The following is a 25062-nucleotide window of genomic DNA, read 5'->3' as shown; positions in this document are numbered from 1 at the left end:
GCGACACTAACACAAAGGTCACGATCAGGTCACGACGGGTGTCGCAGCCCTCGTCGCCGGCTCCGATGTGCTGCGGACGGGCCCGAGGAGTGCGTTGTCCGTGCCGCCGCCCACCCGCCGCCGCGCCCTCGGCCGTGCCGACGACGTCGCCCATAGGATCGGCGCACGTGGTCCGGCTGGGCCAGGAGCCGGCCGGAGAATGGGCTGATCCGCCGGGAGCTCGAGGGAGGACGATGGCAGCGATCACCTACGTCACGCCGGTGTTCGAGGCCGAGGTCGAGCTGCTCGCGCTCCAGGCGCGATCGTTGGCGCGACACGCGTCGTCGGCGTCGCTGGCCGAGGTGCTCGTGCTCGACAACACCGCCCGCGGCCTGACGTCCCCGACCCGCGATCGACTGCACGAGGCGTACGGACCCCACGCTCCCGCCGTCCGGATCCTGCGCCCGCGTGAGATCGCTCACATCCCGGGGGCGACCGGCTGGCGGTCGCAGCAGGTGCTCAAGCTCGCGGCGGCGCACCTGGTGCGCACCCCGCACTACGTGACCCTCGACGCGAAGAACCACCTCGTCGCCCCGCCGGACGCCTCCTTCTACGTCGCACCCGACGGGCGGGCGCGCGTGCCCGCGTACTCGTTCGCCGACCACCCGTTGCGCCCGTCGCTCGAGCACGTGCTGCGATACCTGGAGCTCGATCCCGGGCGGTACGTCGACCACTTCACGGCGACGACGACGCCGTACGTCCTCGAGACCGGGCTCGTCCGGGAGCTCATGGCCGACCTGGCGGAGCGTTCCGGCCGGACATTCGCCGCGGAGTTCCTGGCCAACGACCTCACCGAGTATTTCCTGTACGCGGGGTGGCTGATCCGCCGGGACGGCACCGTCGCCGCTCATGTGGACGCGAGCGCCGCCGCGTGCCCGGTCGTCTGGCCCCGGACGGCGTCGTCGTCCGGCGTCGCCGACACCGTGCGCCGCGCTCGGGAGGGGGATCTGCCGTACTTCTCCGTGCACCGCAACGCCGTCCCGGTGCTGGACGGCGGGGCCGTCGCCGTGCTGGCCGACTACTGGGCCGAGCGCGGGCTGGTCGACGACCGGGCCGACGGCGAAGCCGTCCTGGCGCGGATGCGCGCGTCGCACGCTGCGCAGGCCCGGCGCCAGCAGGTACGGGACTTGCCGCACCGCGCGCGCACGCTGCTGCGGCGCACCCGGGACCGCCTCGCCGGGCGGCGCACGCTCTGAGCGAGGGCGGAAGCAGCCCGCTAGGCGCGGCGGTACTCGTGGTAGACGTAGCCGGTGGTCCCGGCGAGCATCCCGGCCCCGCGCGCCACGGTGCGCCAGCCGCGGGCACGGCGCCCGCGCGACACGGTGACGGCGCCGACGGCGGCCCGGGCGGCCCCGCCGGCGATGCGCACCGCCCCGCGGGTCGCCATGCGGACGCGACCCGCCGCGCGACCGGCCGGACGCGCGGCGACCTCGAGCTCGACGCGCGTGGCCGTGTTGCCCATCCGGAACGCGCGCCGCATCACCCACGAGCGGGTCGCCCGGGCTGCGGGGACGACGTCGACGACACCGGCCTCGTCGCACCAGACGAGCACGCCACCGGCCTGCGTCAGCCGCCGGGTGAGCAGCGAGTCCGACCCACCGCTGAGGCCGAACCGCTCGTCGAAGGTGAGGCCGTGCCGGGCGAGGAACGCGCGGTCGAGCAGCAGGTTGTTCGTCGCGGCGACGGCGACGCGGGTCCCGGTGGGGTGGCGCAGCCGGGTGAAGAACTGCCCGTCCACGATCCACGGCTCCGGCGCCTCGTCGAACTCCGACACCACCGGGCCGACGACGCCGGCCGGTCGCGTGCGCAGGTACGTCGCCAGGAGCTGGGCGAGCCAGTCCTGCACGGGGCGCTCGTCGTCGTCGATGAAGACGACGAGGTCGCGTCCGAGCGTCTCCGCCAGCGCGCGGTTGCGCGCCGCCGCGATGCCGGGCCTGGGCTCGTGGACGTACCGCACGAGCCCCGACCCGTCCTCGAGGACGACGTCGACGGCGCTCGCCGCCGTGTCGTTGTCGATGACGAGCACCTCGACGTCGTGCGCCACGCTCCGGGCCTGCTCGACGAGCATCGGCAGGGCCCGCCGCAGGTCCTCGGCTCGCCGGAACGTGAGGGTGCAGATCGAGACCCGGAGCCTCGTCCGCTGCGCCGTGGTCACTGGACCGGGCTCGCGTCGAGGTCGTCCACGGAGACCCGCACCGGCGCGTTCGTCGCCGACCCGCTGAGGTAGGCGCCGAAGCCGATGCTGCCCGCGGCCTGCAGGCTCGCGGTGGAGTCCGTGGTCGAGTACGTCCATCCGGCCGGTTCGGGCGTGCCGCCCTCCCAGACGCGCACCCTCAGCTGGGTCGGTGACGTGCCGACGACCTGGAACGCGACGTTGATCTCGTCACCGCCCGCGAAGCTCAGGCCGGGCACCACCCCGCCGACGACCGGTGTCCCGGCCCGCAGCAGGTGGACCGCCACCGCGCCGCTCGCCTGCACGTGGAGGCGAGCCGTGTACTCGGCCGTGCCGACCCGCCGTCCGGTGACCATGAGGTACGCGCCGCCGCCCGTCGGGACCACGTCCGCGGAGAGCGTCGCCCGGACCTCGACGTTCGTCTGGCTCACGCCCGCGAGCTGGATCCCGGTGGTGGCACCCGGGGCGTGCAGGACCTGCACCCCTCGGTCGCCGTCCGTGAGGAACCGAGCAGCCGTGCCCGCGGTCGGCGTCCACGCGCCGCCCGTCGTGGCCGTGCCCCACCCGTTCGCCTGCGTGCGGCCGAACGTGTCGATCGCGATCGGCGCGTTCGCCGGGGGCGCCGTCACCGTGACGTCGCCGCTGACCGAGTCGGTCGCGCCGTCGTCGTCCGTCACCGTCAGCGTCACCGTGTAGGTGCCGGCGGCCGCGTACGTGTGCGACGGCGTCGCGCCGGTCCCGGTCTGCCCGTCATCGAAGTCCCACGCGTACGCGGCGATCGTGCCGTCCGGGTCGGACGACGCCGAGGCGTTGAACGACGCGGCCAGGTGCGTCGCGGACGACGTGAAGGAGGCGGTCGGTGCGACGTTCGGGGGCGGCGCCGTCACCGTGACCTGCCGGGTCGTCGACGCGGGCGCGCCGTCGTCGTCCGTCACCGTCAGCGTGACCGTGTAGGTGCCGGCGGCCGCATACGTGTGCGACGCCGTCGCCCCCGTCCCGCTCTGCCCGTCACCGAACGTCCAGGCGTACGACGCGATCGAGCCGTCCGGGTCGGACGACGCGGACGCGTCGACGGAGACCCCGAGGCCCGTGACGCCGGCCGTGAACGACGCGGTCGGCGCCTGGTTCGGCACCACGCCCGTGCTGCCGACCGTGTAGTGGTGCGCCACGGTCGCGGCGTCGAGAGCTCGCGAGTACACGGCGACCTCGTCGATGGACCCGTTGAAGTACCGGTTCCCCGACCACGTGGAGTCGCCGCCGACGCGCCAGTACCCCGTGTACGGCTGGGCCGACGTCGTGTCGGTCCGCTCCCCGACGAGCTCGCCGTCGAGGTAGAACCGCATGCCCGTCGGGCTGAGCGTGCCGACGACGTGGTGCCACTCGCCGTCGTTGTACGCGCCGCTCGTGCTGATCGTCCGTTCCGTGCCCGGGTAGACACCGAAGATCACGCGGCCGCCGGCGTCCATGTAGATGTGGCGGTCGTAGTTCGAGCTGTTCCCGGACGAGGAGCTGCCGAAGCCGACGATCTTCCCGCCGCCGGAACCCGTCCGGCGGAACCACGCCTCGACGGAGAACTCCTGAGGCCCGCCCTCGCGTGCCGTCGTGGAGCCGTACGAGTTCGTCGATCCGGTGAACCGCGACCCGGCGTCGCCGGTGATCGCACCCTCGACGTTGCGGGCGACCTGCGACGTCAGCGTGAGGTCAGCGCCACCGCCCCAGTCGTAGGCGCGCGTGCCGCTGGGCTCGCCGAGCGGCCAGTAGTGGGCCGGCGCGTCCGCCCGGACCTCCTCGGAGTAGGTCGTCGACGTGCCCACGGTCCCCGCGGTGCCCGACACCCAGGCGGAGATCGTCGAGTTGCCCGACGGGTCCGTGGTGCGGAGCCGGTACTGAGCGCTCTGACCCTGGGCCAGGTCGGAGTCGATGAAGCCGAACGTGGGCAGCGACCAGTAGTCGGCGCGGAGCACCTGGTCGTACACGAGCGTGTTCATGTCGTTCCGGTAGACCTGGTAGCGCAGGTGGTCGTCGTCGCGGTCCCAGTTGGCGGTCCAGGAGACCCGCAGCCCGGCGAACGGCACGGCGGCGACGGTCGGGTTCGTGGCCGCGTCGCGGATGCGCGGGCCCTGGTCGTTCGGGGCGACGTCGCGCCGCGCGAACCGGGTGAGGCCCTGCTGGAGCACGCCGTTGACCCGGACGAACTCACCGGCGTACAGGATGTAGTCGTCGTTCCCCGTGACGGTCCAGACCGCCTGGCGGGACGGCGTGTACGTGCCGCCCTGGAACTCCGGCTTGAACGCCAGCATCTTCGGAGCCGGCTGGCCCGGCTGCAGCCCGCCGACGTTCGTCCCCGTCGCGTAGTTCGTCATCGCTGTGGCGTTGTGGTACGTCCACGGCTGCTCCTGCGGGAAGCCGCCGATCTGGGAGCAGTTGTGCTTGTGGGACGCCTGGTACACGACGTCGCCGTCGGGCCACACGTCGTACGTGTCGCCCATGCACCCGTCGATCCACTCGAGGTTGCCCTCCCAGTCCGCGTGGAACGAGCCTTCGAGGTTCCCGGGACCGTAGTAGTCGTAGCCGGTGCCGTACACGCCGTTCTCGTCGGACTTCAGCGAGTAGATCGCCGCGTTCACGGTGGCGTTGCGCACGATGGCGTTGACCGGGAAGGAGAGCGAGGCACCGTTCGACGTCGCGAGGCGGGCCAGCCCGTAGCCGGGGTTGTTGGAGCCGTTGACGCTCGTGAAGCTGCCGGCGATCACCAGCGCGTTCCCGTCGGGCGCGAGCGCGACGCCGCGGACGTCGCCGTCCGGGATCGACGCCGACAGGGGCGTGTTCGTGGTGCCGGTGCCGGCGTTGACGGCGGCCACCCGCGTGCGCTGCTGCCCGTTGACCGTGGTGAACGGGCCGCCGAAGTAGACGGTCGAGCTCGTCGCGGTGACCGACGTGATGCGCGTGTTGACGACCGGCCGGAACGGCAGCAGGGCTCCCGAGGCGACGTCGAACGCCGCGATCCGGTAGCGCGACTGCCCGTTGACCTGCGTGAACTGGCCCACCAGGTAGAGCGTGTTGCCGTCGGGCGAGACAGCGGCGTCCATCACCTGCGCGTTGATCGTGGGGGCGAACGACGTCATGGCGCCGGTGTCGATGTTGTAGGCGAGGACGTGGGAGCGCACGACCTCGTTCTGGCCGGCGGCCGAGCCGTACGGGCGCGCCCGGGTGAACTCGCCGACCGCGAACACCGTCGAGCCGGCCACCACCTGCCGCCACACGACGCCGTTCATCTGCGGGGCGGCGAGGGCGTCGGCGCTGACGGTCTCGGGCAGGTCGTCGAACGGCGGAGCCGCCTGGGCCGCGGGCGCGACGACGAACGCCGTCACGGCTGTCGCGAGCGCGGCGGCCATCGCCAGCACGCTGCTCCGGCGTGTGGAGTGCTTCATCGTTCCTCGGCTCCTCGGGTGGTACGGGTGTCCCCTGGCCCCGGTCCCGACACTAGGGACGGGCGCCCGGTGCAGGCAGGTGCCAGAGGGGTGAAAGGCTGCTCGTCCAGGGGTGAATCTGGTGGGGTGAGCGGGGGTGCGCTCACGCCGTCGGCATCGCTCCCGCGAAGACCGCGATGGGCGTGCCGACGTCGATGTCGACACTCACCCGCACGTCCTGCCGCTGGTCGTCGGGCACGAGGAACACGTACGTCCCCCGCGCCGTCTCACCGGCCTCGAGGCTGCCGCCCAACGGCGTCGTCTCGCCGGTCGCGACGTCGGACGCGGGCGCGCTCTCGGCGCCGTACGCCACGTTGACGACGGCGAAGTCCAGCGGCAGCTCGTCGTCGCCCTCGTTGACGACGACGACGTCGAACTGCACGGCCGGCCCGCCGAGCTGGCCGGGGATCGGGTCGGACGCGGTGACAGCGACCGGGTTCTCGAGCCGGACCACGAGCGCGGAGCCGGCCGGCGTCACGGCGGCGTCGACCTCGGCGGGCGGCATGACGGCTCGGCCGTCCACCTCCTCGGGCGTCGGCTCGTCGGCGGGTTCCGGCGAGGCCGGGTCGGCCGGGTCGGCCGCATCCGGCGTCCCGTCCTGCGTCGGGTCCGCGGACGGGGTCTCCGTGCCCTCCTCACCGGCCGTCGACGTCGGGCTCCCCTCGGCGCCGGCGGTGCCGGAACGACCGTCGAGGCCACGCACCACGATCACGGTGCCGAGCAGGACCACGAGCGCGATCAGCACGATCCAGCGCAGGCGATGACCCCGGACCGGGGCCTCCGGGGTGTGCGAACCGGTCATCGTGACACCTCCACCACACGCTGCCGCGACGGCCGGGGCACGCTCGCGCCCTTCCCGGCCAGCTCGCGGCACAGGTCCTCGTACTGCGCCGCGACACGGTCCCAGTCGTAGTCGCCGGCGCGCACGGCGAGCGCCGTCGCCCGCCGCCGCGTCCCCTGCGGGTCGGCCTCGGCGGCGTGCAGCCGCTCCGCGAGGTCCGCCGGCCCGGTGAAGTAGCGGCCGGCGTCGCCGAGCACCTCACGGTTGAAGCCGACGTCGTACGCGATGGTCGCGGTGCCCGCGCCGATCGCCCGCAGCAGCGACGGGTTCGTGCCGCCGACGCTGTGGCCGTGGAGATAGGTGTACGCCCCGGCGTAGAGCTGGTCGAGCAGATCCTGGTCCCAGACGCCGCCGAGGAGCCGGACGCGCGGATCGGCGGCGGCCCGCACCTGCTGGACGTACGCGTGTGCGTACGGGGCCGACCCGACGACGACGAGCGGCCGGGTCGCGTCGCTGCGCACGTAGCCGCGGACGATCTCGAGCACGTGGTTCTCCGGCTCGAAGCGGGCGACGACGAGGTGGTACGACCCGTCCTCGAGGTCGAGCTCGGCGAGCCGGCCCGTGCCGACCCCCTGCAGGCGTGGCGCGCCGTACGCGATGAGGTGGGTCGCGGCGTCGTGCTCGTCGCGGTAGTAGTCGGCGATCCCCTGGGCGTCGGCGATGAGCGCGTGGGACCACGCCACGGCCCGGCGCTCGGCCCACCGGTAGTACCGGCGCCCGGCGCCACCCCACTTCGCGCGCTTCCACTCGAGGCCGTCGACGTGCGTGGCCACCGGGATGCCGGCCGCCCGCACGACGGGCAGCCACGGCGCGTTCGCGGCGTTGAACACCAGCGCGACGTCCGTGCGGTGCCCGACGAGATGGGCCACCGAGAGCCCGGAGTGGCTGAGCGTCTCCAGCGTCCGGTGCCGGACGGCGGGCAGCACCACGCGCCGCATGCCCAGGTGACGCGGCCCGGCGTCGGAACCGTCGGTACCCCGGCAGTAGACGACGACGTCGTGCCCGGCGTCCGCCAGCCGGCGCCCCACCTCCTCGACGCACGTCTCGAACCCGCCGTAGCGCGCCGGCACGCCCCTGGTCCCGATCATGGCGATCCTCATGTCGCGCCTCCCACGCCTCGTCCCATCGTGCGGACCTCGCGGTACCAGCGGACCAGCGCCGCCCCCAGGTAGAGCCAGTTGAGCGCGGCGAGGGCCGTGTACACGCCCACGAACACCATCGACGCGCCGGACAGCGCCACCACGAGGCACAGCAGGCCGTAGTCCGTCGGCAGCACGAGCAGGGAACGGCCCACCGGCGCGGCACCGCCCGCGGCCACCTGGGAGCTCGGGCCGCCTGCGGCGCGGCGCATCTGCTCGGTGAGGATGATCGTGAAGAAGAAGACGTTGGCCTCGATCGCGAACGCGATCGGCGCGAGCAGGAACCGCTCGTCCGGCAGGTCGACGAAGCGCGCCCAGGAGATCAGGACGGCGAGATGGATCGAGGCGATCTTCACGGAGTCGACGACGTGGTCGAGCCACTCGCCCGTCACCGATCCGGTGCGCGTGAGGCGCGCGAGCTGGCCGTCGGCGGAGTCGAGCGCGTACCCGAGCACGAGCAGGGCCGCGGCGCCGATCCCGGCGACGACGGACGGTGGCACCAGGGCGATGACGGCGATCCCGGAGAACGTCGCGACGGCGCTGAGCGCCGTCACGGCGTTCGGCGTCAGGCCGAGCGTGAACGCGGCCGCGGCGAGCACGCGGCCGAGCGGGCGGTTGACCCAGCGCGAGTAGCCGGCCGCGCCGCGGTTGCTCTTCTGGGCGTCGCGGAGCTGGCGGACCGCCCCGCCGAACGAGCGGGCGAGAGGCGCGGCGGGGGTCGCGGGCAGCGTCGTCTCAGGCATGCCGCGCCCCTCGGACGAGGACCTGCGCTCCGGAGAGCGTCCCGGACACCGCCGCCCAGACGGCGCGCGGCGACAGCAGCGCGAGCCGGCTCCCGCCGCGCAGCAGCACGTCGCGTGCGTACCGCGGGCTGCGGCGCAGCCATGTGCGACCCGCCCGGGGTTCCAGGTGGTGCGCCGCGAACACGAGCCGGTTCCGGCAGTTGAAGTAGACGTACGTGGTCGACCGGGTCGACCACCGGGACCGGTTCTGGGTCCCGCCGACGTCATGGACGGCCGTCACGTCGCCGAGGAACCGCAGCTCTCCCCCGGCCTCGCGCATCCGCCACGACAGGTCGACGTCCTCCCAGTAGAGGAAGTACTCGCTGCTGAACCCGCCGACGAGATCCCAGGCCTCCCGGCCGAACGCCAGGCACGCCCCCGACAGCCACGGGTGCCGGGCGGTCGTGACGTCGGCCCGCGTCGTCGTCCCGTCGTGGAGCCGCACCTCCGCACCCTCGAACGAGACCCGCCCCTCGCCGTCGACCATGCGTGGGGCGACCAGCGCGCGCGGTGCGTCATGGGCCGCCCGCACGAGACGGTCGAAGCCGTCGGCGCTCAGCCGCGCGTCCGGGTTGAGCACGCACACGACCTCGGCGCCGCGGGCGAACGCGCGCTCGGCGCCGAGGTTGACGCCGTCCCCGAACCCGAGGTTGCGCTCCGGCGCCACGAGCTCCCAGCCCCGCTCGGCGGCGAGCCGGGTGATGGTGGCCCGCTCGGCGGCTCCGGAGAAGTTGTCGACGACGACGACGTCGGGCCTGCCCGCCGCCGCCTCGAGCGGGCCGAGGTTCGCCTCGAGCAGCGCGCTCGAGCCGAAGCTCACGACGACGACGGCGGAGGGCGGGGTGGTGTTCTCGACCATGTCTCAGTCCGCGGCTCAGCGAGCCGCGGCCTCCGCGGCGATGCCGGCGGTGAGGAAGTCGCGCAGCATCGTCGACGACGTCGACGGTGTGTACGGCAGGTAGACGACGCGCGCGCCGACCTCTGCCATCTCCGCCTCGAGCCGGTCCCCCTTGGGGGTGCCCTTCCAGTCGTCGCCCTTGAACAGGACGTCGAACGGGTGGTGGCGCCACGCCACGCGCTTGTCCTGCGCGTAGTCGCTGACGACGTCGTCGACGAACCGCAGGCTGGCGACGAGCTCCATGCGCTCGTGGTGCGGGACGACCGGTGGCCGGCCCTTCATCGCGACGAGCGACGAGTCCAGCGCGACGCCGACGATCAGGCGGTCGCAGCGCTCGCGGGCGGCCCGCAGGATGTTGAGATGCCCGACGTGGAGCATGTCGAATCCGCCCGGCACGTATCCGACGACGCGTTGGCCCCGCCCCATGACCTCCGACATCGGCCTCCCCGTTCGCCGCGACCGGTGTCCCGGCACGTGGTCCGTGCCGAGTCGGCTCGCGTCGAACGCGAGCACCTGGATCGATGGAACTACGCGGATCGACGGCGGGACAGGGTGACGGCGGGAGTTCACCCATGAGCGACGGCAAATCACCCCTGCCCGCCCAGGGGTCACCCTGGGTGGGTTTCAGCGCGCGCGGACCACGCGCCACCGGGTGAGGCCGGCGAACGCGACGCCGAGCAGTCCGGCGACGACCACCAGCACCGGGAGTGGCGTGAGGAGGCCCAGCGGCAGCGAGCCCCGTGCCTCGAACATCCCCTGCAGGACGACGACGGACGCCGGCGGCAGGTTCGGCGGGACCGTCATGATGAGGTCACGCAGCAACGACTGGACGGAGAGCCAGACGAACGTCGTCAGGGCGGCCAGCGCCACGGCCCCGACCGGACGGACGAGCGCGCGAGCGGCGCCGCTGCCCGCACGTCGCACAGCAGCGCCGACGTACGTCGCGAGCACGACGAACGGCACCACGAGGATCGTCGGCACGAGGCTCCAGAACGTGCCGAGCATCTCGAGGTCGCGCGCGTCGAGGAACGCCACGGTCATCACCGGCGCGAACCCGAAGAACAGCCCCGGCGAGAACACGAGCAGCAGCCACTCGCTGCCCCGCCCGAGCGGTCGGAGGTAGCCGATCCCGGCGCCGGCGAGCCCGGCGACGCCGAGGGCGAGGACGCCACCGAGGGCGGAGGGCAGCCAGGTGGTCACTGCCGAGGCGGGTTGCCCGCCGGCCGTGTTGCCGAGCTGTGTCAGCCACGGGAGCGCGACGACGACGGCGACGAGCAGGAGCGCCCCGGCCGCGACCGCACCCGCCACGCCGGAACGCTGGGGGGTGGGCGCGGCGCCGGCGGTGACGCCGTCGTACCCCGCAGCACCGTCCGCGCCGGCGACCTCGGGCGCGATCTCGAGCCGCAGCCGGGACGCGACGAGCACGATCATCGCGACGACGCCGCACACGGTGGCGATCGCGCCGATCATCGCGGACGCGGCCGCCCCAAGCCCGAGGTCGGCCATGATGAATCCCGTCCGGTACGCGACGAAGGCCGGCGTCTCCGCGTTCGCCAGGAACGGCACGACGAAGGACTGCGCGCCCCAGGCGACGCCGCCGAGGAGCGTGACGATCCCGAGCACGACGAGCTGGGTGCCGCCGACGCCGTCGCCGCGCAGGCTCGCGGACGTGACGACGGCGGCGAGCACCGCGGGCAGCACGAACCAGACCAGCAGCGCCACGACGATCGCCGGGCCGAGCCCCAACGACGACCCCCCGCCGACCCGGCCGATCAGGCCGGCCGGGCCGAGGTACGCGAGGGCGGCGCTGAGCGGGGCCACGAACGCGAGCGAGACGCCGAGCAGCACGTACGCGAGGCGGCCGGCGCTCGCCCCGGTCCGCGCCTGCGCCAGGCCCACGACGACGCCGATGCCGAGGCCGACCAGCGTGGGGAGAACCCCCATCACGACGGCCCCGAACCAGGGCCCGAGCCCGGTGAGCGCCAGCACCTCGACGTAGTTGTCGAGCCCGACGAACTCGCCCTGGGACCCGCCGAGGGGGACCATCTGGACGTCCTGGGTCGCGAGGGCCTGCGTGCGCAGCGTCGGGATGGCCAGCTGCCACACGAGGAGGACGACGGCCGGAACCAGCAGGACCCAGCCGAGGAGCGGCCGGTACGGCGCCTCGGCGTCCCACGGCCGCCCGGGCGTAGCGCCGACGGCGGGCGACGCCTGCCACGCGGTCGCGGCGGGAGGCTCCGGGTACGCGGCGGCGCCGCCGGGCGGCGTCGGGCCATAGGGCGTGGGCTGCTGAGGTGCCGGTCCGTGCGGCGTCGCGCTCATGGGGCGGCAGGCTAGCGCGCCCCGCTTACACGCCCCTTGCGGCCCTAGACGGACGTGTGCAGCCGGCCCTGCGCCGCGAGGTGCCCGTGCACGACGACGTCCTCGACGGCGTCGGCGGCCTGCTCGAGCGTGACGCCCAGCTCGACCCGTTCGGCGGCCGAGAAGTCACGCAGCACGAAGTCCGCAGGGTCCTGCCGACCGGGCGGGCGCCCGATGCCGATGCGCAGGCGCACGTAGTCGCGCGTCCCGAGGGCCGCGGAGATCGAGCGCAGGCCGTTGTGCCCGCCCTCCCCGCCACCGAGCTTGAGCCGGAGCGTGTGGGCGGGGAGGTCGAGCTCGTCGTAGACGACGAGCAGCCGCTCGGCCGGGATGTCGTAGAACGTCGACAGCGCGGCGACCGGCCCGCCGGAGAGGTTCACGTACGTCGCTGGCTTCGCGACGATCACCCGCGGGCCGGGGACCCCGCCGGGGAGCGTGCCGAGCCGGCCGTCGACGACGGCGGCCCTCGCCTTGTGCGTGGTGAACGCCGACCCGATCCGGCTCGCGAGGACGTCGGCGGCCATCGCACCGGCGTTGTGGCGGTTCCCCGCGTACTGGGGCCCGGGGTTGCCGATGCCGACGACGAGCCACGGCGACGTGCTCATGTCCCCTCCCGGGAAGACGACGGCGCCCGCGCGCAGAGCACGCGGGCGCCGGTGGTCGGATCAGTCCTCGTCGGACGCCTCGGCGCCCTCGTCCTCGCCCTCGGCCGTGGCGCCCGCCTCGGCGCCGGCCTCGGCCGCGGCCTCGTCGGCCGCGATGTCGTCGGCGCTCGCGCGCGGCGTCGAGATCGCGACGACGGGAACCTCGCCGTCGACGTCCGTGTCGGTGCCGGACGGGAGCACGAGGTCGGACACGCGCACGACGGTGCCGTCCTCGAGGCCCTCGACGTCGACGGTGATCTGCTCGGGCAGGTGGGTCGCCTCGGCGTGCACCGTGAGCGTCTGCATGTCGACCGTGTGGATCGTGCCGGGCGCGGACTCGCCGACGACGTGGATCGGCACCTCGACGGTCACGCGCTCACCGCGGCGCACCAGCAGCAGGTCGAGGTGCTCGATGCGGCCCTTGACCGGGTCGCGCTGGACGTCCTTGGCGAGTGCGAGCTCCGAGGCGTCGTCGAACGACAGCTCCAGCAGGGCGTTGGCGCTGCCCTTGAGCGCTAGGAACGTCTCGTGCCACGGCAGGGACAGGTGCACCGGGTCGGTGCCGTGGCCGTACAGGACGGCCGGGATCTGGTTCGCCCGGCGCAACCGGCGGGCGGCGCCCTTGCCGAACTCGGTGCGGCGCGTGGCGGTGATGGACTCGGGCACTGATCCTCCAGGAGCTGACGTGACGTTGGACGCGATGGTCCTCGGCGCGGGACATCGGGCGGATGGCGCACGAGCACCACCGCGTCGATCACGGACGTCCGTCTACGTACCAGCCGTACGACGTCCCTCGCCGAGGCAACCGGTGGAGTCTACCCGATGGGCCGCGACGACGAATTGTCCCCACAGCGGTCACGTACCCCCGGACGCCGTTCCCTTCCACAGGCCGCGAGCAGCGAAGCCGTGCACCGGTGAACCTTCCACCATGGAGCCCACGACGGAAGGTGCCTACGATGAGTGCCGTGAGCACGGCGAAGAGTCCGGACGTGCTGGGACTCCCCCGCGGCCGGCCGCTGACCGCCGCGGATCTCGAACGCATGCCCGACGACGGGCATCGGTATGAGCTCATCGACGGGACGCTCATCGTGACGCCGGCGCCGCGGATCCGTCACCAGGACGTCGTCGGTGGCGTGCACCTCGCCCTGCGAGCTGCAGTTCCCTCGCATCTGAAGGTCCTCCTCGCTCCAACGGACGTGGTGCTTGCCGACGACACCGTGCTTCAGCCCGACCTTCTGGTCGCGCCGAGAGACGCCTTCACGGAGCGCAACCTCCCGACGGCGCCGCTGCTCGCCGTCGAGATCCTCTCGCCGTCCACGCGCAGCATCGACCTCATCCTCAAGCGCGACCGACTCGCCCGCGCCGGGTGCCGGCACTACTGGGTCGTCGACCCGGACGTGCCCGAGGTCCAGGCCTGGACCCTCGACGGCGACGCCTATCGTGAGACCGGCCACGCCACCGGCGACGATACGCTCGCGCTCGAGGAGCCGTTCGCGGTGACGCTCACGCCGTCGGCCCTCCTCGACGACTGAGAGCGCCGACCGATCCGACCGGTCAGGCGTTGCCGTCGAACAGCGAGGTGACCGACCCGTCGTCGAACACCTCGCGGATCGCCCGCGCTAGCAGCGGCGCGATCGAGAGCACCTTGAGCTGGGCGAACCGCTTCTCGGGCGGGATCGGCAGCGTGTCCGTGACGACGACCTCGCTCGCACCGCACTCGGCGAGCCGCTGGGACGCCGGGTCGGAGAGCACGCCGTGCGTCGCGGCCACGATCACCGAGTTCGCGCCCTGGTGCAGCAGGACGCGCACCGCCTCCGCGATCGTGCCCCCGGTGTCGATGAGGTCGTCGACCAGCACGCAGTCGCGGCCCTCGACCTCGCCGACGACGCGGTTCGCGACCGCCTGGTTCGGCCGGTGGATGTCGCGCGTCTTGTGCACGAACGCGAGCGGTCCGCCGCCGAGCTTCGCCGCCCACTGCTCGGCGACGCGGATGCGGCCGGCGTCGGGCGACACGACGGTGACGTTCTCGGTGTTCACCCGGCCGCGCACGTAGTCCACGAGGATCGGCATCGCCCACAGGTGGTCGACCGGGCCGTCGAAGAAGCCCTGCGTCTGCGCCGCGTGAAGGTCCACCGACATGAGCCGGTCGGCGCCCGCCGTCTTGAACAGGTCGGCGACGAGCCGCGCGGAGATCGGCTCGCGGCCCCGGTGCTTCTTGTCCTGCCGGGCATACCCGTAGAACGGGAGGATCGCGGTGATCTGCTTGACGGAGGCGCGCTTGAGCGCGTCCACCATGATGAGCTGCTCCATGATCCACTGGTTGATCGGCGCCGTGTGGCTCTGCAGCACGAACGCGTCGGCGCCGCGGACGCTCTCCGCGAAGCGGACGTAGACCTCACCGTTCGCGAAGTCGTACGCGGTGGTCGGCACGATCTCGACGTCGAGCTCGGAAGCCACGTTCGCCGCGAGCTCGGGGTGTGCGCGGCCCGAGATCAGCACCAGCCGCTTCTCGCCGTAGGTCGTGATACCGGTCATGCGCGGAAGGTCTCCTCAGGGGCGGTGGTTCGGTGCCCTGTGTCCGGGCGCGAAGCTGCGGGCGCGGACAGGGTCTCAGGCACCGGACTCCTTCTCCTTGGCCAGGCGCGCCAGCTCGGCGCGAGCCTGCGGCGACAGGTCCGACCGGTCCTCGGTCTCGAGCGCCGCCTGTGCCGCCTCCGCGGACCGCGACCCGGCGCGCCGGCGCTGCACCCAGCCGGCGACGTTGCGCTGGATGCCGCGAGCGACGGCGAGCTCACCGGGTCCGACGTCGCGCGTGATCGTCGAGCCCGCCGCGACGTACGTGCCGTCCGCCAGCCGGATCGGCGCGACGAGCACCGAGTCGCTGCCGACGAACGAGTGCTCGCCGACGTCGGTGCGGTGCTTGGCGACGCCGTCGTAGTTCGCGAACACGACGCCGGCCCCGATGTTCGAGCCCGCGCCGATCGTCGCGTCGCCCACGTAGGTGAGGTGAGGCACCTTCGCGCCGTCGGCGATCTCCGCGTTCTTGGTCTCGACGAACGTCCCGATCTTCCCGTGCTCCCCCAGGTGCGTGCCCGGGCGCAGGTACGCGAACGGGCCGACCTTCGCGCCGGCGCCGATCCGCGCCTCGGAGCCGTGCGTCCGTACGACTGTGGCGCCCTCGCCGACCTCGACGTCGAGCAGCGTGGTGTCGGGTCCGATCGTGGCGCCCTCGGCCACGCGCGTCGTGCCCCGCAGCTGCACCCCCGGCAGCAGCGTGACGTCGCGGGAGAGCTCGACGTCGACGTCGACCCACGTCGTGGCCGGGTCGACGACCGTGACGCCCTCACGCATCCAGCCGTCGAGGATGCGCCGGTTCAGCTCCGCGCCGAGCGCGGCGAGCTGCGTGCGGTCGTTCACGCCTTCGACGCTCGGGGTGTCCTCCGTCGCGACGGCGCGCACCAGGCCACCCGCGTCCCGCGCGAGGGCCAGCACGTCGGTCAGGTAGACCTCGCCTTGCGCGTTCCGGCGGGCGTCGTCGCCGTCCAGCGTGCGCAGCGCGTCGCGCAGCGCCGTGGCGTCGAACACGTACACGGCGGTGTTGATCTCGTCGAGGGCGCGCTGGTCGGCGTCCGCGTCGGCCTCCTCCACGATGCCGAGCACGTCGCCGGTGCCCTCCTCGCGCAGGATCCGCCCGTACCCGGTGGGATCCGGAACGTGCGTGGTCAGCACCGTCACGGCGTTGCCGTCGGCGTGGTGCGCCTCGAGCAGCTGGTCGAGCGTGGCGGCGTCGAGCAGCGGGACGTCGCCGGCGAGGACGACGACGGCGCCCGTCACCTTGCCGTCCTGGGCGGGGCTCCCGCTCCGGGCGAGCTGCGCCTGGGCAGCGGCGTCCAGGTCGGCGAGCGCGCACTGCACGGCTCGACCCGTGCCCGGGATCTCGTCCTGGTCGACCACGAGCACGCTCGGGTCGAGCTGGGTGACGTGCGCGGCGACGGCGTCCCGCCCGTGCCGGACCACCACGGCGATGCGCTCGGGCGCGATGCCCTGCGCTGCGGTGAGCGCGTGCCCGACGAGGGATCGACCGCCGATCTCGTGCAGCATCTTCGGGACTGACGACCGCATCCGGGTGCCCTCGCCGGCGGCGAGGACGACGGCGGCGGCAGGACGGGGATGGCTCACTGAGGGCTCCCTGGCTTCGAGACTGGCTCCGGCTCGCGCCGAGCACGCTCTACTGTACCGACGCCGACGGCGCCCTCTCGCCCCGTCGCGCGGTGACGCCGTCGTCGGCGCTCGCCGCCGCCTACGCCCGGAAGCCGTACTGCCGCCGCACGAGACGCCGCACCATCACCAGGACCTGGAGCACGGTGACCAGTCCGAGCACCGGCCAGCCGAGGCCGAGCACCGTCGACTGCACGCCGACCGGCAGCGTCGTCCACAACCACACCACGGCGACGAGCACGAAGGCCCCCGTCGCGTACGGCGCGAGGTGCCCCCAGCCGCGCCCGCCCTCGGCGCGTGCCTGCGCGGCCCAGTTGTCGGTGCGCGCCGCGGAGAGGAACTTCGCCCAGGCCCGGACGAAGTGCCCCACCTGGATCCACATGTACACCTCGGCCGGGACGAGCGTGAGGGCGAACAGCACGTCGCGCCAGTTCGGCCGCCGCATCGACAGCGCGGTGCGGAGGTTGAGCGCGACGGACGCGAGCGGGGGCACGAGCCACACGGGAGAGAACACCCAGGCGTCGATGCTCAGCGACCCGGCGAGCAGCAGCACGAACGCCAGCCGCGTGAGCACGTTGACGAGCATCGAGACGTTCTCGAGCCACCGCACGCGCAGGTTCGGGTGGAACGGCTGCCCGCGGGTGTCGCCCCGCTGGCCGGGCCACATGAGGTCGATCGCGCCGTAGTTCCACTTCACCTGCTGGCCGTCGAGAGCCCGCAGCGTCTCCATGCCGCCGACCTCGGCGCGCGCCGTCGCGCTGATCTTCGTCGAGTACCCGAGGTTCTTGATCTGGAGGCTGAGGAGCGAGTCCTCGACCTCGGAGTCGCTCACCCACGGCGTCCCTTGGTGGTTGGCGACCATGACGTGCTCGAGCGCGGCCATCCGGAACAGGCTCGCCTGCCCGCCGAGCACGGCCATGTTCCGGCCGCGGACCATGTTGTGCAGGTTGAACGCCGCGAACTGCGCACGCTGCCCGGTCAGCAGGAACGAGGCGACCGGACCCGGTGCACGCGTGTTGTCGACCGTGTACACGGCCGAGATCCCGCCGATCCGCGGGTCGGCGGTCATCTCCTCCTCGAGCCGGGCGACGGCGTCCTTCGCGAGGACCGTGTCGCCGTCGACGCCCAGCAGGTAGTCGGCGCCGCGCACCAGGCGGAACCCATAGTTGAGCGCGCCGACCTTCTTGTCCGGCACGCGGCCGAGGTCGTGCACGAACACCCGCGTCGTCTGCTGGGTGCCGCGCCGCGTGACGGAGTGCTCGCCGGCGAACCGGCGCGCGATCTTGAACGTCTTGTCCGTCGTGTTGTTCACGATGACGTGGATGACGTCGGGAAGCCGGGTCTGGGCCAGGAGTGCCTTGAGCACGCGCTTGATCGTCCCGGCCTCGTTGTAGGCGGGGATGACGCACCCGATCGTCGTCGTCGTCCGGCTCGGCTCGATGACGATCTCCGAGCTGCCGAACGTGAACCGGTCCAGCTCGGACCCGAAGAGACGCTCCGCCGTGGTGGCAGCGTCGAGCACTGTCGTCATGGTGTTCCCCTTGGCCCCGTTGCGCGATCGCGCGGTTCCCGATCGGCGCCGATGGGCGCCGACGAGAATCGTGAGGCCCGGACCTTCAGGAATCGGTGGGTGTCAGCGCAAGGTCACCTCAGGAATCCCCCGGCACACCATGGGCTCCGCCCCCGGGATTCGAACCCAGTCCTCACGGCTCCAAAGGCCGGCGTGCTGCCGTTACACCAGGGCGGACCGGCGACGTGCGCCGATCGTCAAGTCTGCCGCACGGCATGATGGTCGGGTGACCCAGCAGGCGGACGGCGAGGACGACGCGGCGCAGACGGGCGTCGGCGGTGCCGCATCCGGGGCGCCGACCGCACGTCGTGCCCGGGCGCGCAGCACGTCCCGCGCCCGCATGACGGGCCGCGAGCGGCGTGCCCAGCTGCTCGACGTCGGGCGGGCCCTGTTCGCCGCCAAGGGGTTCGACGGCACGAGCGTCGAGGAGATCGCCGCACGAGCCCAGGTCTCGAAGCCTGTGGTCTACGAGCACTTCGGCGGCAAGGAGGGGATGTACGCGGTCATCGTCGACCGCGAGGTCGAACGCCTCACGGGCATGCTCACGGGCTCCCTCGAGCCGGAGCGGCACCCGAAGGTGATCGTGGAGGCGACGACGCTCGCGCTCCTCGACTACATCGAGCAGAACACCGACGGCTTCCGGATCCTCGTGCGCGACTCGCCGGTGGCGCAGGCGACCGGTACGTTCTCCTCGCTCATCGGCGACGTGGCGACGCAGGTCGAGCACCTCCTGGCGGACCAGTTCGACCGGCGCGGGTTCGATCCTGCGACAGCGCCGATGTACGCGCAGATGCTCGTGGGCATGATCGCGCTGACGGGCCAGTGGTGGCTCGAGGCGCGGACCCCGGACAAGTCGGTGGTCGCCGCCCACCTCGTCAACCTCGCGTGGAACGGCCTGCACGGGCTCGAGGCGGATCCCCAGCTGACCCCGCGCGGCAAGGCCGCCGCCGCCCGCCGGGACTGAGGTCAGGCTCTACCTCGGCGCCCTGGGCTCCTTCGCTCGCCAGCCCCTTCCGACGCGGGCCGACTTGTACTATCTTCTTAGTGGAACGTCTCTGGAGGTTGCCGTGTTCGTGTTCCGCCTCGACCCGCGTTCGGGAGTGCCGCCCTACCTGCAGCTGGTGCACCAGATCCGGCACGCCTTGCTCCTGGGCGAGCTCCGGCAGGGCGACCAGGTGCCGCTGATCCGCGAGGTCGTCGAGCAGCTCGCGATCAACCCCAACACCGTCTCGAAGGCGTACCGGCAGCTCGAGCAGGAAGGGCTGGTCCGTTCCCGCCCGGGGATCGGCACGTTCGTCGTCGGCGCACCGCCGGAGGCCGTGCCGCCCGCGACGTACGCGTCGCTGCGCCGCGGTCTGCAGAGCTGGCTCCGGGAGGCCCACGCCGCCGGCCTGGACGACGAGGCGATCCTGGCGCTGCTGGCGACGACCAACCGAGACCTTGCCCAGGAGGGTGTGGCATGAGCAGGGAGGTGCACCGGTGAACGAGTCGGTCCTCTGGACCGCCGGCCTCGGTAAGCGGTACCGGTCCGCGTGGGCGTTGCGCGACTGCGACCTCGACCTTCCGACGGGTCGCGTCATCGCGCTGGTCGGCCCGAACGGCGCAGGGAAGACCACCCTGCTGCGGATCATCGCGGGACTGCTGCGACCGACCGTCGGCGAGCTCCACGTCCTCGGGGCACCGGCGGACGGGTCGTCTCCGGCGACGCTCGCCGAGATCGGCTTCGTCGCGCAGGAGCACCCGCTGTACCGACGATTCCGCGTGCGGGAGCTGCTCCGGATGGGGGACGAGCTCAACCTGCGGTGGGACCAGGGGTTTGCCGAGGACCGGCTGCGGCGTCTCGGCATCCCGCTCGAACAGCGCGCCGGCGCGCTCTCCGGCGGTCAGCGTGCCCAGGTCGCCCTCACGCTCGCACTCGCGAAACGCCCTCGGCTCCTGATCCTCGACGAACCCGTCGCCAGCCTCGATCCGCTGGCCCGCCAGGCCTTCATGCAGACGCTGATGGGTTCGGTGGCCGAGCACGACGTCACCGTGCTGCTGTCGTCCCACGTCCTGGCGGAGCTCGAACGCGTCTGCGACTACCTGATCCTGCTGGCCGCCGGGCACGTCCAGGTCGCCGGCGAGATCGACGGCCTTCTCGCCACGCACCGTCTGCTGAGCGGCCCCCCGGGCGCCCTCGTCGACTCCATGCCGGGCGTCATCCACGTGACCACGGGAGACCGTCGATCCGACGCCGTCGTGCGCACCGACGACGGGGTCGACCTCCTCGGCTGGGAGTCCCATCCCGTGGGGCTCGAGGAGCTCGCCCTGGCCTACCTGAGACGTGCGGCGTCGCCCGGATCGGAGATCCAGGAGCTGGTGTCATGATCTGGTTCACCTGGCGGCAGCATCGCGGCGAGGCGATGGGGCTCGCGGGCGTCCTGCTCGTGCTGACCGGCGTCGCACTCCTCACGGGGATCCCGATGCACCGGGCCTACGTGCAGGAGAGAGTCGCCGCGTGCCGGACGCCGCCGCCGACGTCCGACTGCAGCGCGGTCGTCGAGAGCTTCGGCGCTCGGTTCGCCGGGGTCCCCGAGCAGCTGGCCGGTCAGCTCAATCTCCTCCCCGTCCTCGTGGGCGTCCTCATCGGAGCGCCGATCCTCGCGCGTGAGTACGAGCACGGGACCTGGCAGGTCGCGTGGACCCAGGCGGTGCCGCGGACGCGCTGGGCGATCGTCAAGCTCGGCCTGATCCTGGTGGCGACGACGGCGGCGGCCCTGCTGCTCAGCGCGCTGCTGAGCTGGTGGTGGCGGCCGCTCGGCGCGTCGTCGTTCAGCGTCGAGCGGTTCAACTATGCGGCTCCCGTGCTGTCGGGATACTTCGTGCTCGCGGTCGCGACGGGCATCCTCGCCGGCGCTGTCATCCGACGGACGGTCCCGGCGATGGTGGCCACGCTCGTCGTGTTCCTCTCGGTTCGCCTGTTCGCCGAGTACGCGCTGCGACCCCGGTACCGGACTCCGGTCACGACGATCGACCCCGTGGTCGGCGAGGGCGAGGTCACGCAGGGCATCCTCGACGGCGACAACTGGGTGCTCGACACCTTCCTCGTCGACTCAGGCGGTGCCAGGCTCGACGACTCGGCGGAGTACGAGCTGTTCGGCGGTGGCGTCGACGATCCGTCGGTGCTCGCCGCGGAAGGCCTGCGGCAGGGCGTGACGTACCAGCCGGGGAGCCGCTTCTGGGAGTTCCAGCTCGTCGAGGCAGGGCTGTTCTGGCTTCTCGCGCTGACGTTCGTGCTGCTGGCGATCTGGCGGGTGCGCCGCTGGTGATGCGCCGCCGTCGAGAGTCTCGACGTCGAGATGTCAGTTAATCTCACCTCATGGATCGGCCAGACGCGGCGCCCGACGAGGTCGACCGGATCGTCGACGCCTGGGAGGCCGAGCGGCCCGACCTCGACGTCGAGCCGCTGCGGATCTTCTCCCGGGTGCACCGCCTGGCTCGGCACCTCGACCGGGCGCGGCGTCGCGCCTTCGAGGCGCACGACCTCGAGCTGTGGGAGTTCGACGTGCTCTCGGCGCTGCGCCGCGCGGGGGCGCCGTACGAGCTGACGCCAGGGCGGCTCATCGCCGAGACGCTCGTCTCGTCCGGGACCATGACGAACCGCATCGACCGCATGAGCGCCCGCCGTCTCGTCGCGCGGCGGAGCTCGGACGACGACCGCCGCATCGTGCTCGTCAGCCTGACGTCCGACGGCAAGGAGCGCGTCGACGCCGCGATGGCCGGGCTCCTCGACCGGGAGCGGGCTCTGCTCGCCGGGCTGAGCGCCGGGGAGCGCGACTCGCTCGCCGAGATGCTGCGCGCCGTCCTGCGGCCGTTCGACGCACCTGCCGCGACCCGACCGGAAGGACACCCCTCGTGACGCTCGTGCTGCCGATCGGCCCGCGCGCACCGCGCGTCGCCGCGACCGCCTGGCTCGCGCCGTCCGCGACCGTGGCGGGCGACGTGACGCTGGGCGACGACGTCGGCGTCTTCTACGGCGCCGTGCTGCGCGGGGACTCCGACGCGATCACGATCGGTGCCCGCACGAACCTCCAGGACGGCGTCGTCGTCCACGTCGACGCCGGCCACCCCACGCTCGTCGGGACGGACGTGACCGTCGGGCACCGCGCCGTCCTCCACGGATGCACCGTCGAGGACGGGTGCCTCATCGGCATGAGCGCGACGGTGATGAACGACGCCGTGATCGGCGCCGGCTCGCTGGTCGCCGCGGGTGCGCTCGTCGTCGCCGGGACCGAGGTCCCGCCGGGGTCGCTGGTCGCCGGCGTGCCGGCGAAGGTCCGGCGCGAGGTCACCGACGACGAGCGCCGCTACCTCACCGCGAACGCCGCGCACTACGTCGAGCTGGCGCGGGAGCACCGCGCCGCGCTCGCCGCCCTGGACGCCGACGCCGGCCGGGGTGGGTCGTGACGAGCGACGTGGTCCCGGTCCGCATCCTCGTCGTCTGCACCGGGAACATCGGCCGGTCGCCGACGGCGCAGTTCCTGCTCGCGGATCGCCTTCCCGCGCAGTTCGACGTCTCCAGCGCCGGGACGCGCGCGGAGGTCGGCGTCCCGATGGAGGGGGCGATGGTGCGCCGGCTGGCCGAGGCGGGGGTCCCGCACGCGGGCCACCGCAGCCGACAGCTCACGGCCGAGCTCGTGCAGGCTCACGACGTCGTCGTCACGATGACCCGGGAGCACCGGCGCGAGGTGCTCCGACTCGTGCCGTCCGCCGTCCGGCGAACGTTCACCCTGCCGGAGCTGGCGCGGGCGCTCGGAGCCGCCGGCCGCCGGCCGCACGCGCCCGGTGACCCCCGCGAGCTGATCGCCCTGGCGGCCGCCCACCGGGGGACGCCGGCGCGCGCGGACCAGGACGACATCGAGGACCCGATCGGCCGCGGCGAGGCGGCGTACACGCGCGCCTACCGGGCGATCGACGGCGCCACCGCCGCCGTCGCGCGTGCGCTGACGGCCCAGGCCCCGCACCGCTGAGCGGGCCGAGCCGGGCGGCGGGGACCTCTCCCCATCTCGCCTAGGCTGTCGGCACGTGGCCCACCTGCTCGGCGCCGAGGCGCTCCGTCTCGCGTACCCCAACCGTGTGGTGCTCGACGGCGTCACGCTCGGCCTCACCGACGGCATGCGGGTGGGGGTGGTCGGCCGCAACGGCGACGGCAAGTCCACGTTGATGGCGCTGCTGGCCGGCACGTTGACCCCGGACTCGGGCCGCGTCACGCGGCGCCGCGGCACCCGCGTGGGCATCCTCGACCAGACGGACTCGCTCGAGGAGGACGCCACCGTCGCGGGTACCATCGTGGGCGACGCCCCCGAGCACACGTGGGCGGGCGACGCCCGCATCCGGGACGTCCTCGCGGGCCTCGCCTCGGACATCCCGTGGGACCAGCGCGTCCGGGACCTCTCCGGCGGGCAGCGCCGCCGGGTCGCGCTGGCCGCCCTGCTGGTCGGCGAGCACGACGTGCTGTTCCTGGACGAGCCCACGAACCACCTCGACCTCGAGGGGATCACCTGGCTCGCGACGCACCTGCGCTCCCGCTGGCCGGGAGCGTCCGGAGCGCTCGTCGTCGTCACGCACGACCGCTGGTTCCTCGACGAGGTCAGCACCACGACGTGGGAGGTGCACGACGGCGTCGTCGAGCCGTTCGAGGGCGGGTACGCCGCGTACGTGCTGCAGCGGGTCGAGCGCGACCGCATCGCCGCCGCTGCCGAGTCGCGGCGCGCGAACCTCATGCGCAAGGAGCTGGCGTGGCTGCGCCGCGGAGCCCCCGCGCGCACGGCGAAGCCGAAGTTCCGGATCGAGGCAGCGAACCGGCTCATCGCCGACGAGCCGCCGCCGCGCGACAGCGTGAGCCTCACCCGGATGGCCACGGCTCGGCTCGGACGGGACGTCGTCGAGCTCCGCGACGTGTCGTTCGCCTACCCCGCCGAGCCCGGCACGGCCGGCACCCCCGTCCTGACGGACGTCACCTGGCACCTCGGGCCGGGAGACCGGATCGGGATCCTCGGCCCGAACGGTGCGGGGAAGTCGACGCTGCTGGCGCTCGTCACCGGCGCCGCGGAGCCGACGTCGGGCCGCGTGAAGCGGGGCGTCACCGTGCGCGTCGCCCACCTGAGCCAGGACCTGCAGGAGCTCTCCGCGCACGAGTCGGAGCGCGTGAGCGACGTCGTCGCCCCGTACCGCACCACGTACACGACGGCGGGAGGCGCCGAGCTCACGCCCGGGCAGCTGCTCGAGAGCCTGGGGTTCACGAACGCGCACCTCGCGACACCCGTGCGCGACCTGTCCGGCGGTCAGCGCCGTCGGCTGCAGCTGCTGCTCGTGCTGCTCGCCGAGCCGAACGTGCTGGTGCTCGACGAGCCGACGAACGACATGGACACCGACATGCTCGCCGCGATGGAGGACCTCCTCGACGGCTGGGCGGGGACGCTGCTCGTGGTCTCGCACGACCGGTACCTGCTGGAACGGGCGACCGACACGCAGTACGCCGTGCTCGGTGGGGCCGTGCGGCACCTGCCCGGCGGCGTGGACGAGTACCTCGACCTGCGCCGCGCGGGAGGCGCGATGGGCGACAGCGCCCGACCCGCGCCGTCGGCCACCCCGGTGCCGGCGCCCGCCGCGTCCGCGCCCGACCCTGCCGCGCCCACGCAGGCACCGGCGCTCGGCGGGGCCGAGGAGCGCGCCGCCCGCAAGGAGCTGGCCGCGCTGGAGCGCCGGCTCGCCGCCCACGCCGAGCGGACCGCGTCGTTGCACGCCGAGATGGCCGCCCACGACCCCACCGACTTCGCGGGCCTGACGGCGCTCACGGAGCGGCTGCGGGAGACGACCGCGGAGGTCGACCAGCTCGAGGCCCGCTGGCTCGAGCTCGCCGAGCTGCTGGGCTGACCCGCCGCGGGC

Annotated in this window: 23 protein-coding genes and 1 tRNA gene; 10 read left to right on the top strand and 14 right to left on the bottom strand. The window is 73.3% G+C overall.

Features of this window, described 5'->3' with window-relative positions; all coding sequences use genetic code 11:
• Positions 1 to 233: 233 nt before the first annotated feature.
• Positions 234 to 1235, top strand: a complete 1002-nt coding sequence (locus tag BCAV_RS05030; protein WP_012726040.1) for a DUF6492 family protein — start codon at positions 234 to 236, stop codon at positions 1233 to 1235.
• Between the two features lie 20 nt (positions 1236 to 1255).
• On the opposite strand, the gene BCAV_RS05025 is transcribed toward BCAV_RS05030, so the two are convergent.
• From BCAV_RS05025 to BCAV_RS04980, 10 genes are all read right to left on the bottom strand, one after another.
• A complete protein-coding gene (locus BCAV_RS05025; protein ID WP_012726039.1) occupies positions 1256 to 2194 on the bottom strand; it encodes a glycosyltransferase family 2 protein in 939 nt (312 codons plus the stop codon).
• Complete coding sequence (locus tag BCAV_RS05020; RefSeq protein WP_012726038.1) at positions 2191 to 5643, bottom strand: PKD domain-containing protein; 3453 nt, start codon at positions 5641 to 5643, stop codon at positions 2191 to 2193. Before BCAV_RS05020 ends, BCAV_RS05025 begins: the two co-directional genes overlap by 4 nt.
• Before the next feature lie 142 nt (positions 5644 to 5785).
• A complete protein-coding gene (locus tag BCAV_RS21445) occupies positions 5786 to 6484 on the bottom strand; it encodes a hypothetical protein (RefSeq protein WP_012726037.1) in 699 nt (232 codons plus the stop codon).
• A complete protein-coding gene (locus BCAV_RS05010; RefSeq protein ID WP_012726036.1) occupies positions 6481 to 7623 on the bottom strand; it encodes a DUF1972 domain-containing protein in 1143 nt (380 codons plus the stop codon). The genes BCAV_RS21445 and BCAV_RS05010 overlap by 4 nt, the downstream gene beginning before the upstream one ends.
• The gene (locus BCAV_RS05005) at positions 7620 to 8405 is read right to left on the bottom strand and encodes a CDP-alcohol phosphatidyltransferase family protein (RefSeq protein ID WP_012726035.1); all 786 of its coding nucleotides are present in this window, start codon (positions 8403 to 8405) and stop codon (positions 7620 to 7622) included. Before BCAV_RS05005 ends, BCAV_RS05010 begins: the two co-directional genes overlap by 4 nt.
• On the bottom strand, positions 8398 to 9303 hold the full coding sequence (locus tag BCAV_RS05000; protein ID WP_012726034.1) for a glycosyltransferase family 2 protein: 906 nt from the start codon (positions 9301 to 9303) through the stop codon (positions 8398 to 8400). Before BCAV_RS05000 ends, BCAV_RS05005 begins: the two co-directional genes overlap by 8 nt.
• A 15-nt stretch (positions 9304 to 9318) precedes the next feature.
• On the bottom strand, positions 9319 to 9780 hold the full coding sequence (locus BCAV_RS04995) for an FAD synthase family protein (RefSeq protein ID WP_012726033.1): 462 nt from the start codon (positions 9778 to 9780) through the stop codon (positions 9319 to 9321).
• A 186-nt stretch (positions 9781 to 9966) separates the two neighbouring features.
• Positions 9967 to 11664 (bottom strand): hypothetical protein, encoded by a 1698-nt coding sequence (locus BCAV_RS04990; protein WP_012726032.1) that lies wholly within the window; start codon positions 11662 to 11664, stop codon positions 9967 to 9969.
• A gap of 44 nt (positions 11665 to 11708) precedes the next feature.
• Complete coding sequence (gene pth / locus BCAV_RS04985; RefSeq protein WP_012726031.1) at positions 11709 to 12308, bottom strand: aminoacyl-tRNA hydrolase; 600 nt, start codon at positions 12306 to 12308, stop codon at positions 11709 to 11711.
• A gap of 60 nt (positions 12309 to 12368) precedes the next feature.
• On the bottom strand, positions 12369 to 13013 hold the full coding sequence (locus BCAV_RS04980) for a 50S ribosomal protein L25/general stress protein Ctc (RefSeq protein WP_012726030.1): 645 nt from the start codon (positions 13011 to 13013) through the stop codon (positions 12369 to 12371).
• A gap of 290 nt (positions 13014 to 13303) precedes the next feature.
• On the opposite strand from BCAV_RS04980, the gene BCAV_RS04975 reads away from it, so the two are divergent.
• Entirely contained in the window at positions 13304 to 13879 is a 576-nt protein-coding gene (locus BCAV_RS04975; RefSeq protein WP_012726029.1) for a Uma2 family endonuclease, read from the top strand.
• A gap of 22 nt (positions 13880 to 13901) precedes the next feature.
• On the opposite strand, the gene BCAV_RS04970 is transcribed toward BCAV_RS04975, so the two are convergent.
• From BCAV_RS04970 to BCAV_RS04955, 4 genes are all read right to left on the bottom strand, one after another.
• Positions 13902 to 14882, bottom strand: a complete 981-nt coding sequence (locus BCAV_RS04970) for a ribose-phosphate diphosphokinase (protein WP_012726028.1) — start codon at positions 14880 to 14882, stop codon at positions 13902 to 13904.
• Positions 14883 to 14957: 75 nt separating this feature from the next.
• Positions 14958 to 16526, bottom strand: a complete 1569-nt coding sequence (glmU, locus tag BCAV_RS04965) for a bifunctional UDP-N-acetylglucosamine diphosphorylase/glucosamine-1-phosphate N-acetyltransferase GlmU (RefSeq protein WP_012726027.1) — start codon at positions 16524 to 16526, stop codon at positions 14958 to 14960.
• Positions 16527 to 16647: 121 nt separating this feature from the next.
• On the bottom strand, positions 16648 to 18096 hold the full coding sequence (locus BCAV_RS04960; RefSeq protein ID WP_012726026.1) for a glycosyltransferase family 2 protein: 1449 nt from the start codon (positions 18094 to 18096) through the stop codon (positions 16648 to 16650).
• Positions 18097 to 18240: 144 nt separating this feature from the next.
• A tRNA-Gln gene (locus tag BCAV_RS04955) sits at positions 18241 to 18312 on the bottom strand.
• 163 nt (positions 18313 to 18475) lie between these two features.
• On the opposite strand from BCAV_RS04955, the gene BCAV_RS04950 reads away from it, so the two are divergent.
• From BCAV_RS04950 to BCAV_RS04915, 8 genes are all read left to right on the top strand, one after another.
• Positions 18476 to 19099 (top strand): TetR/AcrR family transcriptional regulator, encoded by a 624-nt coding sequence (locus BCAV_RS04950; protein ID WP_043348593.1) that lies wholly within the window; start codon positions 18476 to 18478, stop codon positions 19097 to 19099.
• 103 nt (positions 19100 to 19202) lie between these two features.
• Positions 19203 to 19598, top strand: coding sequence for a GntR family transcriptional regulator (locus BCAV_RS04945; protein WP_012726024.1), 396 nt, complete (start codon positions 19203 to 19205; stop codon positions 19596 to 19598).
• A 16-nt stretch (positions 19599 to 19614) separates the two neighbouring features.
• Positions 19615 to 20502 (top strand): ABC transporter ATP-binding protein, encoded by an 888-nt coding sequence (locus BCAV_RS04940; RefSeq protein WP_012726023.1) that lies wholly within the window; start codon positions 19615 to 19617, stop codon positions 20500 to 20502.
• On the top strand, positions 20499 to 21443 hold the full coding sequence (locus BCAV_RS04935) for an ABC transporter permease subunit (protein WP_012726022.1): 945 nt from the start codon (positions 20499 to 20501) through the stop codon (positions 21441 to 21443). Before BCAV_RS04940 ends, BCAV_RS04935 begins: the two co-directional genes overlap by 4 nt.
• A 50-nt stretch (positions 21444 to 21493) precedes the next feature.
• The gene (locus BCAV_RS04930) at positions 21494 to 22033 is read left to right on the top strand and encodes a MarR family winged helix-turn-helix transcriptional regulator (RefSeq protein ID WP_012726021.1); all 540 of its coding nucleotides are present in this window, start codon (positions 21494 to 21496) and stop codon (positions 22031 to 22033) included.
• The gene (locus BCAV_RS04925) at positions 22030 to 22581 is read left to right on the top strand and encodes a gamma carbonic anhydrase family protein (RefSeq protein ID WP_012726020.1); all 552 of its coding nucleotides are present in this window, start codon (positions 22030 to 22032) and stop codon (positions 22579 to 22581) included. Before BCAV_RS04930 ends, BCAV_RS04925 begins: the two co-directional genes overlap by 4 nt.
• The gene (locus BCAV_RS04920) at positions 22578 to 23144 is read left to right on the top strand and encodes an arsenate reductase/protein-tyrosine-phosphatase family protein (RefSeq protein WP_012726019.1); all 567 of its coding nucleotides are present in this window, start codon (positions 22578 to 22580) and stop codon (positions 23142 to 23144) included. Before BCAV_RS04925 ends, BCAV_RS04920 begins: the two co-directional genes overlap by 4 nt.
• A 55-nt stretch (positions 23145 to 23199) precedes the next feature.
• On the top strand, positions 23200 to 25050 hold the full coding sequence (locus BCAV_RS04915; protein ID WP_012726018.1) for an ABC-F family ATP-binding cassette domain-containing protein: 1851 nt from the start codon (positions 23200 to 23202) through the stop codon (positions 25048 to 25050).
• Positions 25051 to 25062: the final 12 nt, after the last annotated feature.

Origin of the sequence: Beutenbergia cavernae DSM 12333, from assembly GCF_000023105.1 — a bacterium.
GTDB lineage: Bacteria > Actinomycetota > Actinomycetes > Actinomycetales > Beutenbergiaceae > Beutenbergia > Beutenbergia cavernae.
This window is presented reverse-complemented; position numbering and strand designations above follow the sequence as displayed.